11 protein-coding genes are annotated in these 12539 nt (G+C 70.5%); 8 read left to right on the top strand and 3 right to left on the bottom strand.

The features are described from left to right. The coding region (locus ACFFNX_RS03185) for an FxsB family cyclophane-forming radical SAM/SPASM peptide maturase (protein WP_378194759.1) at window positions 1–1157 on the bottom strand (1157 nt) is incomplete at its 3' end. A 578-nt stretch (window positions 1158–1735) separates the two neighbouring features. Between ACFFNX_RS03185 and ACFFNX_RS03180 the strand changes: the two genes are divergently transcribed. Further along, window positions 1736–2146, top strand: a complete 411-nt coding sequence (locus tag ACFFNX_RS03180) for a nuclear transport factor 2 family protein (RefSeq protein ID WP_378194756.1) — start codon at window positions 1736–1738, stop codon at window positions 2144–2146. 23 nt (window positions 2147–2169) lie between these two features. Here ACFFNX_RS03180 and ACFFNX_RS03175 read toward each other — a convergent pair whose 3' ends face one another. Further along, on the bottom strand, window positions 2170–2982 hold the full coding sequence (locus ACFFNX_RS03175; RefSeq protein ID WP_378194753.1) for an SAM-dependent methyltransferase: 813 nt from the start codon (window positions 2980–2982) through the stop codon (window positions 2170–2172). Window positions 2983–3249: 267 nt separating this feature from the next. Here ACFFNX_RS03175 and ACFFNX_RS03170 point away from each other — a divergent pair, with 267 nt between their 5' ends. Then, window positions 3250–3957, top strand: a complete 708-nt coding sequence (locus ACFFNX_RS03170) for a GntR family transcriptional regulator (RefSeq protein ID WP_378194750.1) — start codon at window positions 3250–3252, stop codon at window positions 3955–3957. Between the two features lie 135 nt (window positions 3958–4092). On the opposite strand, the gene ACFFNX_RS03165 is transcribed toward ACFFNX_RS03170, so the two are convergent. Beyond that, a complete protein-coding gene (locus ACFFNX_RS03165) occupies window positions 4093–5121 on the bottom strand; it encodes a LacI family DNA-binding transcriptional regulator (RefSeq protein WP_378194746.1) in 1029 nt (342 codons plus the stop codon). Window positions 5122–5433: 312 nt separating this feature from the next. Here ACFFNX_RS03165 and ACFFNX_RS03160 point away from each other — a divergent pair, with 312 nt between their 5' ends. The 6 genes from ACFFNX_RS03160 to ACFFNX_RS03135 are packed head-to-tail and all read left to right on the top strand — an operon-like array spanning window position 5434 to window position 12514. Next, complete coding sequence (locus ACFFNX_RS03160) at window positions 5434–6363, top strand: ABC transporter permease (RefSeq protein WP_378194743.1); 930 nt, start codon at window positions 5434–5436, stop codon at window positions 6361–6363. A 58-nt stretch (window positions 6364–6421) separates the two neighbouring features. Then, a complete protein-coding gene (locus tag ACFFNX_RS03155) occupies window positions 6422–7291 on the top strand; it encodes an ABC transporter permease (RefSeq protein WP_378194740.1) in 870 nt (289 codons plus the stop codon). A gap of 40 nt (window positions 7292–7331) precedes the next feature. After that, complete coding sequence (locus ACFFNX_RS03150; RefSeq protein ID WP_378194737.1) at window positions 7332–8840, top strand: ABC transporter substrate-binding protein; 1509 nt, start codon at window positions 7332–7334, stop codon at window positions 8838–8840. 18 nt (window positions 8841–8858) lie between these two features. Then, window positions 8859–9857 (top strand): ABC transporter ATP-binding protein, encoded by a 999-nt coding sequence (locus ACFFNX_RS03145; RefSeq protein WP_378194734.1) that lies wholly within the window; start codon window positions 8859–8861, stop codon window positions 9855–9857. Further along, complete coding sequence (locus ACFFNX_RS03140; protein ID WP_378194731.1) at window positions 9854–10645, top strand: ABC transporter ATP-binding protein; 792 nt, start codon at window positions 9854–9856, stop codon at window positions 10643–10645. The genes ACFFNX_RS03145 and ACFFNX_RS03140 overlap by 4 nt, the downstream gene beginning before the upstream one ends. A gap of 9 nt (window positions 10646–10654) precedes the next feature. After that, window positions 10655–12514 (top strand): MGH1-like glycoside hydrolase domain-containing protein, encoded by a 1860-nt coding sequence (locus tag ACFFNX_RS03135; RefSeq protein WP_378194728.1) that lies wholly within the window; start codon window positions 10655–10657, stop codon window positions 12512–12514. The last annotated feature ends 25 nt before the right edge of the window (window positions 12515–12539 follow it).

The following is a 12539-nucleotide window of genomic DNA, read 5'->3' as shown; positions in this document are numbered from 1 at the left end:
AGCGAGGCGAGTGCGGCGGGCGACAGCCGGTGCACGCCGGCCGCCTCGGCGGGCCGGGCGCCTGCGGGCGGCGCGATCCGGCGGATCAGCGCCTTGAGGTCGGCGCAGTACACGGACGGATTGTCGAAGCCCGAGCCGGTGCGGTAGCGGTGCGCGTAGAGACCGCCGCCGCAGATGGAGACCAGGTCGCAGGACCGGCAGGTGGCCGAGAGCCCCTCCCGGCCGGTACGGCGGGCCGCGACCCCCGCGTGTCGCGCGACGTCGTCCACGGCGTGGGAGAAGACGTTCATGCCGGTGGCCGGCGCGCCGTCGAAGGCCGTCTTCAGCGAGTCCGCCTGCTCCCAGCCGCCGTCCGTGTCGATGACCAGCAGTTCGACCGGGTCCAGGCCGATCGCCTCGGTCCAGCTGGGCCCGCCGCGGGCGGTCGAGATGATGGAGTCGAACAGCCGGATCGGGACGGGGCGGCCGTCGGCGGTCCAGCGGTCGTAGACGCGGCCGAGCCAGTCGGCGTACGGCGCGGGCACCCCGGGCGGCCGGTACGGCGGCGAGTCCCAGGTCGCCTGGGGCAGCAGCAGGTTGAGCACGGGCGGCTCTTCGCGGACGAGCGCCTCATAGACGGCGATCGGGTCGTTGGCCAGGTCGATCGTGCAGAGGATCCCGGCGTAGAGCGGGCGCCTGTCGCGCAGCAGGGCGAGCGCGCGCAGGACGCCCGCGTGGCTGCTGCGCCCGTCGCGGTAGACGCGGTGCCGGTCGTTGGCCGCGCGGTCGCCGTCGAGCGACACACCGACCCTGACGCCGTGCTCGGCGAAGATCTCGCAGAACCGCTCGTCCAGGCGGATCCCGTTGGTGTGGATGTGCAGGTCGAGACGGGTCACCGGGTCGAGGCCGGCGCGCAGCGTCCTCAGCAGCCCGTCGAGGCCGGAGTGGCCGAGCAGCAGCGGCTCACCGCCGTGGAGGATGATCTGCACGGCGGGGATGTCGTGTGCGACGGCGTGCTCGGCGATGCGCCGCACCGCTCTTCGCGCGACGTCGGCACCGATCCGCGCCGGCTTGCCGCGCCAGCTCTGGTCGGCGTGCTCGTAGACGTAGCAGTGGTCACAGGCCAGATCGCACCGGCTGTGGACCTTGAGCACGTACTGGCCGATCGCCGCCGGCATCGCGATGTGCTCAGTGGGAATTGAAGCTCCGCGACCTCAGGTAGCGAGAACCGTCGATGTCACCGGCGAATCGCCGTGCTACATCATCCACGCGCCGATCATTGGCCAGCTCCGAAAATGGTACTTCTCGCATGTCCGGAATTGACTCGTGTTTCGCGTGGTCCGTCGGGGTGTACGTGGCGGGCTGCACAGCCGTTTTCCTCCCGTAACGAGCTTCGTGCCGCACAGGCATCTCCTGCTCCGTCTAATGGCGTCCTGCGACAGGACTGAATACGGGCTGTCGGAGCCAGGTTATGTGATGGTTTTCTCGTTGTCATCACCGTGTTCGAGCGCACTTCGGCCCGGATGACGAACGATTGTTCACAGCCCGTGTTCGCAAGAGGCACATCAAATCACGCTGTTCTCACGACCATCCGTTGCCGTTACCGGGCATGACTCTGGGTTCCGTCGCCCGGATTTCCGCCACCGTGGCGGCCGGGCGCGCCCGCGCTCTCGTCGTGGCGCATGACGCGGACCCAGTTGCGTTAGTGGCCCTAACGATTTACCGTTAGGGCCACTAACGTTCTGGAGGTTCACTCATGCAGGAGCTACTCGACCGAGCCGAACTCACCGACCTGCTGGCACGCCAGGGCCGCTGGCTGGACGAGCGACGCTGGGACGCCACCGGCTCGATCTTCACCGAAGACGCGACCGTGTCCACCGGCGGCGGCCGGGCCCATGGCATCGAGGCGATCACCGAGCACGCGCGGCTCATCCACGAACGCGTCGACCGCACCCAGCACGTGACGTCGAACGTCCTGGTGGATCTGGACGGCGACGCGGCCACGGTACGAGCGAACGTCGTGGCGATCTTCGTCTCGGACACCACGCCGTCCTTCGCGGTCGGCGAGCGCTACCACTTCACCGCGACCCGCACGGACGCCGGCTGGCGCTTCACGTCCGTCGAGGTGATGCCGGTGTGGCGGTCCGGCGAGCCGCCGGCCGCGTGAAACGATCCGCCGTTGGCCGCAGGTCAGGGCTTGCGGCCGACGGCGGCGTACTGGTCCACGTCGTGGGTGACCCCCAGGTCGACCTCGCCGGGGCGCCAGCGCGTCGTCGTGACGACTCCCGGCTCCAGCACGTCGAGGCCGTCGAGGAAGCTCTCGATCTCCTCGGGGTCACGTGGGATGAGCGGAGGCCTGCCGACCTTGTTCCACTGCCGCGCGCCCTCGTCCATCGTCTCGCTGTGCACGGCGTGGGCGATCGCCAGGTGGCTGCCCGACGGCACCGCGTCCACCAGCCGGCGTACGATCTTCCGCGCCTCGTCCGTGTCGCCGATGTGGTGCAGGATCGCGATCAGCATGATCGCGACGGGCCGGTCGAGGTCCAGGATCTCCGCCGCCTCGCGCAGGATCGTGTCGGGGTCGTGCAGGTCGCCCTGGACATAGTGGGTGACGCCGGCCTTCGTGCTGGTGAGCAGGGCCTCGGCGTGCACCAGCACCAGCGGATCGTTGTCCACGTAGACGATGCGCGACTCCGGGGCGATCTTCTGGGCGACCTCGTGCGTGTTGTTGAAGGTGGGCAGCCCGGTGCCGATGTCGATGAACTGCCTGATCCCGACTTCGCCGGTCAGGTGGCGGACGGCGCGGACGAGGAACGCGCGGGAGGCGCGAGCGAGCTCGAGCACGGGCGGGTTGACCTCGGCGATGCGCTCGGCGGCCTCGCGGTCGGAGGCGAAGTTGTCCTTGCCGCCGAGGAAGTAGTTCCAGACGCGGGCGGTGTGCGGCACGCCGGTGTCGAGCGCCCAGTGTGGCTGCGGTTCGGGAACGGCCGGCTTGTCCTTCACGGTGACCCCTCCGCTCTGAGCACCTGATCGCGTTCTCCGAGCGTAACCCTCACAATCCCGCCATATCGACACGTTCAGGCTGTGTCTCTGCACACCACGCCGAAACACCCGGGGTACGACTCCCGTACAACCTGTCTAGACTGGTAAGCGGAGGCCGACCCCACCGGCGGCGCAAGGTCAGGTTCTGCGCCACCCGTCTAGACTGCTTGCCATGCGACCTGCTCGTGAGCCCCGCATCCGGCCGTCAGCCACCGCGGGGACGCCGTCGTGACCTCCCGTGCCATCCCCCGCCACAAGGCGGTGGAGCGACACCTGCGCAGCCGGATCGCGAGCCTGCGCCCGGGCGACGCGATCGAGTCCGATGCCGAGCTGTGCGCTCTGTTCGACGTCAGCCGGATGACCGTGCGCCAGGCCGCGCAGCGTCTCGCCGACGAAGGCCTCATCTACCGCGTTCCGGGCGTCGGCACGTTCGTGGCCGAGCCGAAGGTCCACCGCGACATCCCGCGGCTTCGGTCCTTCACCGAGGAGATGGCCCTGCGCGGCGCGGTGGCGGGCTCGCGGGTGCTGGCCTCGGAGATCCGCACCGGAGAGCCCGCCGAGCTGGCCGCGCTCCAGCTGCCCCCGCGGGCGAAGGTCGCGCACCTGCGCCGGCTCCGCCTGGCCGACGACCGGCCGGTCGCGATCGAGAACGTCGTCCTGCCGATCTCGTGCGCCGCCGTCCTGAACGAGGACCTCGAACAGGGGTCGCTGCACGAGGCCCTGCAGGCGCTCGGCGAGGTCCCGGCGAGGGCCACGGGAACGCTCGTCGCGGCCAACGCCGGCGACGAGGACGCGGAGCTGCTCGGCGTCCGCCCGGCCGCCGCGCTGCTCGTCGAGGAGCGCCTCATCTTCGACCAGCACGACGTGCCGCTGGAGAAGACGCAGACCCGGTACGCGGGCGAGGAGTTCGCCTTCCACCTCGTGCTGTCGCGTTAGCCGGACGGGGATCCCCCTGACCGACGTGCGCGCCCGGCCGGGGATGGAGCTTCGTGCCTCGTCTCGGACAACGGCCGGGGCGTCTTCGGCCTGGTGCTGGACGCTCCCGTCGCGCTGTTCGCCCGGTGACCCGCGTCAGCGTGCGGACACGGTCTCGCCGTTGACGAGTTCGCACGGAACCTTGATCTCGACGGGCTCCTCGACGTCCGCTTCGAGCTTGTCCACCAGGGCCCGTGTCGCGGCCGCGCCCATCTCCTTGCGGGGGATGCGGAAGCCGGACCATTCGAGCGGCGGCCCGGCGTCCGACCGCGTGCCCATCGTGTCGCCGAGGACCGCGATGCTCAGGTCGCCGGCGGAGCGGGTGTCCGCGGCGTGGGCACGGACGACCTCGGCGATGGACTGCTGGTCGACCACCAGGGCGGTGACGCCCGACCGGACCGCGTGCTCGAAGAGCACCAGGGCGTCCTCGGGCGACTCCAGCGTCGTCGTGGGCGGCGCCTTGAGCTCCGCCTCCGCCAGGGCGGAGCGGAAACCGTCCTCCCGGTCGCGTGCCGCCTCCGAGGTCGCCTCGCGCAACCGGTAGCGCGCGAACCGGCGATGGCCGAGCCCGATGAGGCGTTCGGTCACCTCGCGCGTCGCGCGGGTGTAGTCGGCCGTAACGTACGAGATGCCGCCGCCGGGGACGTCGCGCCGGCCGATGTAGACGAACCGGTAGCCGTCGTCGCGGAGCCGGCAGATGTCGGCGAGGTTCGGCTCGCGGCCGAGCAGGAGCGTGCCGTCGGCGAGCGCGAGCCGCGTCGACCCGTTCGCGAACATCTGGCGCTCGCGCCCGGTGCTGTTGAACATCAGCAGGTCATAGCCCAGCGACTCGGTCTCCTCCTCGATGCCCATGAGGAACGGGAAGTAGAAGTCGTCGCCGTCGAGCGGGAAGACCGACTCGAACGTGTAGAACCCGAGGATCTTGTTCATCCCGCCGGCGAGCGTGCGGGCCGCCGGGTTGGGGACGTACCCGAGCTGGCGTATCGCCTGCGCCACGCGCTGCCGCGTCGCCGCGGTGATGCCCGACGGCTCGGCACGCTCGTTCAGCACCAGGGAGACGGTCGCCTGACTCACGCCGGCGACGCGTGCGATGTCCGCCTGAGTGGGCCGCCTGCCTCTCGCCACCGCGTTCTCCCTGATTACTGATGCCTATTAACACGGAGAATCTAGCACCCGCCGTCGCCGGCCGAGACCGCGCCGGGATCCGGCCCCGGCACTGCCAATCGGGATTCTCGCAGGTGGAAGGCCTAATCTGCGCGAGAGCCGAAGGGCGCCAGCGATTTCGGACGGCCCCTTGACAGCCCTAAGGACGGCTGCCAGCATCGGTCCACCGATTTCTAATGCGTATCAGGAGGGTTGCGCCATGAACCCCGGGCATTACGAGCGGGTTACGCGACGCCGCTTCGCGCCGTCCCGCGCACGGATCGACAGCCGGCGATGCTGACGCTCATCGGCCGCCGCCTGCTCGCCGGCGTCCTCGTCCTGTGGGGCGCGTGCACGCTGATCTTCCTGATCGTGCGGGTCGCCCCCGGCGACCCGGCGGCGGTGATGCTGGGCCCGGACGCCGACCCGGCCCAGGTCGCGGCGATGCACGTCAAGCTGGGGCTCGACAAGCCGATTCTGGTGCAGTACTGGGACTACCTGGTCCGGGTCCTGCACCTCGACTTCGGCGACTCCTACCGCCTGGGTACGTCCGCGATCGGCGCGGTCTTCTCCCGGCTGCCCGCCACCATCGACCTGACCCTCACCGCGGCGGCGATCTCGCTGTTCGTCGGCCTGGTGCTGGGATCGGCCGCGGGCATCCGATCGGGCTCCCTGCAGGACCGGATCGTGACGACCCTGACCATCGTCCTGCAGTCGTTCCCGACGTTCTGGATCGGCATCATGCTGATCCTCGTCTTCTCCCTCGGGCTGCGGCTCCTGCCGAGCGCGGGCGTCGACGGCATCGGCAGCATCGTCCTTCCCGCGGTGACGCTGTCCTTCCCGTTCACCGCGATCGTCGCCCGCGTGACCCGCAGCGGCGTCGCCGAGGCGATGTCCGAGCCGTACGTGCAGACGGCCCTGTCCAAGGGCCTGACGCTGCGCCAGGTGCTGACCGGGCACGTGCTCCGCAACGCGCTCATCCCGGTCACCACCGTCGTCGGTCTCCAGGTCGGCGCGCTGCTGGGCGGCGCGGTCGTGGTGGAGAACGTCTTCGCCTGGCCGGGCCTGGGCACGCTCATCGTGGACTCGGTGGGCAACCGCGACTACGCGGTCGTCCAGGCCGCGACGCTGACGATCGCCGCGATCATCGTGCTGCTCAACCTCGCCGCGGACCTGCTGTACGGGCAACTGGACCCCCGCATCCGCATGGCGGTGAGGTCATGACCGAGCGGAGCACGGAAATCGAGGAGCGCGGCCCGCGGGGTGGAGCGGGGGAGATCTCATGACCGGCATGGCGGCCCTCGTGGCCTCGCGCCGCCGGTCCGCCCGGCGGCGACGCGGCGGGCTCGTGCCGGCCGTCATCATCGGCGTCTACGTCGTCGTCGCGGTGTTCGGCCCGCTGGTCATCGGCTACGACCCGGTGCGCACCCACCTGCAGGACCGGCTGCTGGCCCCCGGCGCGAGGACCTCGACCGGGGCCACCGCCCTGCTCGGCACGGACGCGCTCGGCCGGGACGTGCTCGCCCAGATCGTGTACGGCGCCCGCACCTCCGTGTTCATCGGCGTCGTCACCGTCGCGGTGTGCACGGTGATCGGCCTGCTCATCGGGTTCGTCGCCGGCTACTACCGCGGCTGGGCCGACTCGGTTCTCGCCCGGCTGATCGACATCCTGCAGGCGTTCCCCGGCATCCTCCTGGCGATCGTCATCGCCGGTGTCTTCACGCCGAGCATCTGGACCATCGTCATCGCGCTCTCGGTCACCGGCTGGGTGTCGTTCGCGCGGATGACCCGCAGTGTCGTCCTCAGCGTCCGCGAGCGCTACTGGATCGACGCGGCCCGGCTCATCGGCGTGGGCACCGGCCGCCTGTTGCGACGGCACATCCTGCCGTTCACGCTCGGCCCCGTCGTGGCGATGGCCACCCTCGAATTCGCCCTCATCGTCCTGGCCGAGGCCGGCCTGAGCTTCCTCGGGATCGGCCTGCCCGCGTCGTCCCCCTCATGGGGCCAGACCATCGCGGCCGGCAAGGAGTACCTCAGCTCGGCGTGGTGGATATCCGCGGCCCCGGGCATCGCCCTGTCCATCCTCGTCATCAGCGTCGGCCTGCTCGGTGACGACCTCACGGCCCGCTACGGCCGCGCCCGGTCGCGGTAGCGAGAGCCCTCCCTCAAAGTCCCCCGCAAAAGGATCACCAATGGGCATCAGAACATCATCGAAGGCCGCCGGGCTGCTCGCGGTCGCCCTTGTGAGCGCGGCATGCTCCATCAACGGCGGCGGCTCCGCCTCGGGTGGGAAGGGCGTCGTCGCCAGTGGCACCTTCGTCATCGACAACATCGACCCGGGCTCGGCCGAGGGCGGCGCCGCGGGCAAGGAGCTCGCCGGCCAGCAGATCTACGGCCGGCTGCTGAAGCCGAACGCCACCGGGACCCTCGAACCCGACCTCGCCCAGTCGTGGAAGGCGAACGCGGACTCGACGACCTGGGACTTCACCCTGCGCAGCGGCCTGAAGTTCTCCGACGGCAGCCCGCTGACCTCCGCCGACATCGTCGACACCTTCCAGCGATTGATGAAGCTGAACGGGCCGTCCGCCGCCAACTTCAAGGGCGTCACGGTCAAGGCCGGCTCGGACACCGCCGTCACCTTCACCGAGAAGACCCCCGACCCGGCGCTGCCGAGCAAGCTGACGGTGCTGTACGTCCTGCCGTCCGGGGTTCCGACGGACGCCGCGTCGTACTTCGCCAAGCCGGTCAGCTCGGGCCCGTTCATGGTCGAGTCCTTCAAGCCGAGCGCCGACCTGACGATGGTCCCGAACCCGAACTACTGGGGTGGCGCGCCGAAGATCAAATCGCTGACGCTCCGGAGCATCCCGGACGTCTCGGCCCGGCTGACCGCGCTGAAGACCGGTGAGATCAGCGCGGTGTGGGGCGTACCGGATGACCAGCTCCCGTCCCTGAAGTCCGACTCGAGGCTGAAGGTCCAGTCGGTCCCCAGCAACGCCAACATCACCATGTGGTTCAACTCGGGCACGCCGGCGCTGAAGAGCGCGAAGGTGCGCCGGGCCCTGTGGGAGGCGGTCGACTACAAGTCGATCATCAAGCAGCTCTACCCGGAGACCGGGCAGCTCGCCGACTCGCCGCTGGCGTCCACGGTGTTCGGCTACGCCCCGCAGTCGCCCGTGCCGTACGACCCGGCCGCAGCAAAGAAGGACCTACAGGACGCCGGGTTCCCGTTCGACAAGCCGCTCCGGCTCCAGTTCGGCCAGGCCGCCTTCAAGCCGTTCCTCCAGGCGGTGGTCTCCGACTGGGCGAAGATCGGCGTGAAGACGGACCTGCTGCAGAAGGAGCAGGCCGTCTTCATCAAGGACCTGCTGGCTCTCAAATGGGACGTCAACTTCCAGCAGCTGGGCACCCCGGGGTACGACGCCTCGACCAACCTCGGGCGCCTCTACCCCTGCGACGCCAAGCGCAACGGGTACTGCAACCCGAAGCTGGACAAGCTGCTGGCCAAGGCCGGGGAGGCCGCCGACCGCAACGAGCGGCAGCAGGCCTACGCGCAGGCCGAGAAGATCATCTGGGACGACGCGGTCGGCATGTACCCGATGACGGCGAAGGTCGCCTACGTGTGGAACAAGAACCTGTCCGGGTTCACGCTCGACGCCCTCGGCTACCCGGACTTCTCCAAAGCCGTCCTCTCGGGCGGCTGACCGATGACGGAAGTGAGGATGGGTGACGCTCCTCAGGAGGCGTCCGTGCCGGACGTCCTCCTGAGGGTGGCCGGGCTGTCGGTGGACCTGCCCGGCGAGGACGGCCCGGTTCGGATCATCGACGACGTCTCCTTCGATGTCCGGGCCGGCACCACCGTCGGGCTGATCGGCGAGACCGGCAGCGGGAAGACGATGACCGCGATGTCGATCATCGGCCTGCTCCCCGATGAGTCGGCCGTCACCGGGTCGATCGAGTTCCAGGGCACGGATTTGGTCACCGCCGGCCGGGCACGGCTGCGGTCCCTGCGCGGCCACGAGATCTCGATGATCTTCCAGGACCCCATGGCGTCGCTGAATCCCACCCAGCGCGTCGGCCGGCAGGTCGGCGAGGTGCTGCGCCGCTCGGGCGTCCCACGGGCGGAGGCGCGGAGCCGGGCGATCGAGATGCTGGAGAGGGTCGGCGTCCCGGAGCCGGCCCGCCGGGCGCGGGCCTACCCGCACGAGCTCTCCGGCGGGCTGCGGCAGCGGGCCATGATCGCCATGGCGATGATCGCGCAACCGTCGCTGGTGCTTGCGGACGAGCCGACGACGGCGCTCGACGTGACCGTGCAGGCACGCGTGCTCGACATGCTGCGCCGGCTCCAGGCCGAGGAGAACGCCGCGATGCTCCTGGTCAGCCACGACCTGCGTGTCATGTCGCACGTCGCGCACGACCTCGTCGTGATGTACGCCGGGCGGGTCGCCGAACGCGGCGCCGCCTCCGCGATCCTCCGGCGGCCGGCGCACCCGTACACCCGGGCGCTCGTCCGGAGCGTGCCCGCCGTCCGTACCAAGACCGCGATCGCCGACCCGCTCCCGGGCACCTCGGTCACGCCCGCCCGGCGTCCCGCCGGCTGCCCGTTCCATCCGCGCTGCCCGATCGCGGTCGACCGCTGCCGGACGGAGATCCCGCCGCTGCGCGAGGTCGTCCCGGATCGCTGGAGCGCCTGCCACGAGGCCGAAAGGGTGCTGACGTGACGAACCCGCCGCTGCTCTCCGTGGACGGGCTGCGGGTGACCTTCCCGGTCCGGGGGTCGCTGCGCCGGTCCCGGTTCGCCGCCGTCGAGGGCGCGAGCCTCACCGTCGAGGAGAACGAGATCGTCGCCGTGGTCGGGGAGTCCGGCTCGGGCAAGACGACCGTGGCCCGGTGCGTCGTCGGTCTCCAGCGCGCCGACGCCGGCGTCATGACGTTCGCCGGTTCACCGCTGCCGGCACGCCGTACGGCGGAGCTCCGGCGCGCGATCCAGATGGTGTTCCAGGACCCGCGGTCCTCGCTGAACCCCCGGATGCGGGTCGGCGCGATCGTCGACGAGGCGTGGAGCATGCACCCCTCGGTCGCGCCGCCGGGACCGCGCGCGGACGCCATCGTGGCGGCGCTCGCCGACGTCGGCCTCGAACCCGACGTCGCCGACCGCTATCCCGCGCAGCTGTCCGGCGGCCAGTGCCAGCGGGTCAGCCTGGCGCGGGCGCTCGCGCTGGAGCCCCGGCTGATCGTCTGCGACGAGGCCGTGTCCGCGCTGGACGTGTCCGTCCAGGCCCAGGTGCTGCGCCTGCTCCTCGAGCTGCGCACCACACGGCGGCTGTCGATGTTGTTCATCAGCCACGACCTCGGCGTCGTCCACCAGATCGCCGACCGCGTCGTCGTCATGCGGCAGGGCCGCATCGTCGAGGAGGGCACCGCGGACGCGGTGTTCTCCGCCCCGAGCCACGAGTACACCCGGGCCCTGCTGGACGCGGCCCTGGAACTGAACGACCTGGGCACCTGAGAAGGATCGATGACACAGAACAGTGAAACGGCCTACGCGGAGATCCAGGCGTCGCTCGCGCGGGGGTGGAACACGTGGGACACGCGCAGCGTGCTCACCCACGTCCTCCTCCCCGACGCGCTGGGGATCTCCCTCGGCCTGAAGGAGTACTACTGGGGCACCTCGCTGCGCGCCGCGCAGATCGGCCGCCGCACCGCACCCGGTCCCGAGGGCGCCGAGACCGTCACCCTGGGCCGCCACGCCATGGACGGCCGGTACACCGAGGCGACCGTGTCGTGGGCCGGCATCACCATCCGCGTGCAGACCGCGCACGTGGGCGAGGACCTGGTCGCGCTGGTGACACCGACGGCGAACCAGAGCAAGAGCGCGCTGCTGACCGTCGCGGTCGGCTATTTGTGGAACCGGCCGGGCTCGGTGAGCCGGGACGGCGAGCGGATCACGGCGTCCGGCGGACGCACCGTCGAGGTCTTCGGCACGGCACCGCACGTCGACGACCCGTACACCGACATCGACGGCCCGTACCTGGCGATGGAGCTGAACTCCGCCGTCGGGGTCGGCACCGGACGCCCTCGCGACATCCGGGAGATCGCCGAGATCGTCGCCCGGGCCTCCGCCGAGATCGGCGAGCCCGAGGCGACGGAGCTCGCCCGGCATCGCGAGATCGTACGGGACGCCATCTCCTGGAACACGATCTACGACCCGTCCAGGTCCCGTGTGCTCACCACCGTCAGCCGCCTGTGGAACGTCGGCAAGCGCGGCGGGTACGCGCTGTTCTGCTGGGACCAGTTCTTCAACGCGCTGCTGGCGGCCCGCGCCGGCAAGGAGATCGCCTACGTCAACGTGGTCGAGATGCTCCGGGCGCTCACGCCGGAGGGGTTCGTACCGAACGTCGAGCAGGGCACCGGGCGGCGCACCTTCGACGGCTCGCAGCCGCCGGTCGGCTCGCTGGTGGTGCGCGAGCTGTACCGGATCTTCGGCGACCGATGGCTGCTGGAGGAGACCTTCGACGCACTGCTGTCGTGGAACCGCTGGTGGTGGCGCGTGCGCCGCGACGGCGACCTGCTGTGCCTGGGCTCCACGTACTTCGACCCGGAGTATCCCTCGCCGCAGGACATCCCGCGGATCCACCAGCACTTCGGCGCGACGTGCGAGAGCGGCTGGGACGGGCATCCGGTCTTCGAGGACGTGCCGTTCGACGCGGCCAAGAGCCTGCTCGCCGCCCACGACGTCGGCATGAACAGCCTGTACGCCCTCGACTGCGAGGTCCTGGCCGACATCGCCGATGTCCTGGGCGACCCGGCGGCGTCCGCCGAGCTGCGGGAGCGCCACGCGGTCGTGACCGCGGCGATGGAGGCGTCGCTGTGGGACGAGCCGGGCGGCATCTACCGGAGCCGGCGGACCGATACCGGGCTGTTCACCGAGCGGCTGTCCACCATGAGCTTCTATCCCTTCCTCGCCGGGCTGGGCACGGGGGACCGGGGCAAGCGCATGGTGTCCGAGCACCTGCTCGCCGACGACGGGTTCGGCGGTGAGTGGATCCTGCCCACCTCGCCGCGCCACGAGCCCCTGGACCTGCGCGAGGGCACCTACTGGGCCGGGCGGGCCTGGCCCCCGGTCAACTTCCTCGTCTACCTGGGACTGCTGCGCGCCGGCGAACGGTCGGCCGCCCGGTGGCTGGCCGACGGGAGCTCGCGGCTCGTCCTGAAGGAGTGGAACGAGAAGCGCCACGTCCACGAGAACTACTCCAGCCTCCACGGCGGCGCGTGCGACAAGCCGAACAGCGAACCCTTCCAGACCTGGGGCGCGCTGCTGAGCCTCATCGTCCTCATGGACCACGGCGAGGCCGACCTCTTCCCCGACTGGGCCTGATCCTTCGAATTCCCCCTGAGCTTGA

This window comes from Actinoallomurus acaciae (genome assembly GCF_042429965.1).
GTDB classification, from domain to species: Bacteria; Actinomycetota; Actinomycetes; order Streptosporangiales; family Streptosporangiaceae; genus Actinoallomurus; species Actinoallomurus acaciae.
The sequence above is the reverse complement of the archived record's forward strand: the minus strand, read 5'-3'. Positions and strand labels throughout refer to the sequence as shown.

Excerpts from the sequence above, each read along its gene's own strand:
- ACFFNX_RS03135 (WP_378194728.1), top strand. The coding sequence starts at position 10,655 with ATGACACAGAACAGTGAAACGGCCTACGCGGAGATCCAGGCGTCGCTC.
- ACFFNX_RS03155 (WP_378194740.1), top strand. The coding sequence starts at position 6,422 with ATGACCGGCATGGCGGCCCTCGTGGCCTCGCGCCGCCGGTCCGCCCGG.
- ACFFNX_RS03160 (WP_378194743.1), top strand. The coding sequence starts at position 5,434 with ATGCTGACGCTCATCGGCCGCCGCCTGCTCGCCGGCGTCCTCGTCCTG.
- ACFFNX_RS03150 (WP_378194737.1), top strand. The coding sequence starts at position 7,332 with ATGGGCATCAGAACATCATCGAAGGCCGCCGGGCTGCTCGCGGTCGCC.
- ACFFNX_RS03145 (WP_378194734.1), top strand. The coding sequence starts at position 8,859 with ATGGGTGACGCTCCTCAGGAGGCGTCCGTGCCGGACGTCCTCCTGAGG.
- ACFFNX_RS03180 (WP_378194756.1), top strand. The coding sequence starts at position 1,736 with ATGCAGGAGCTACTCGACCGAGCCGAACTCACCGACCTGCTGGCACGC.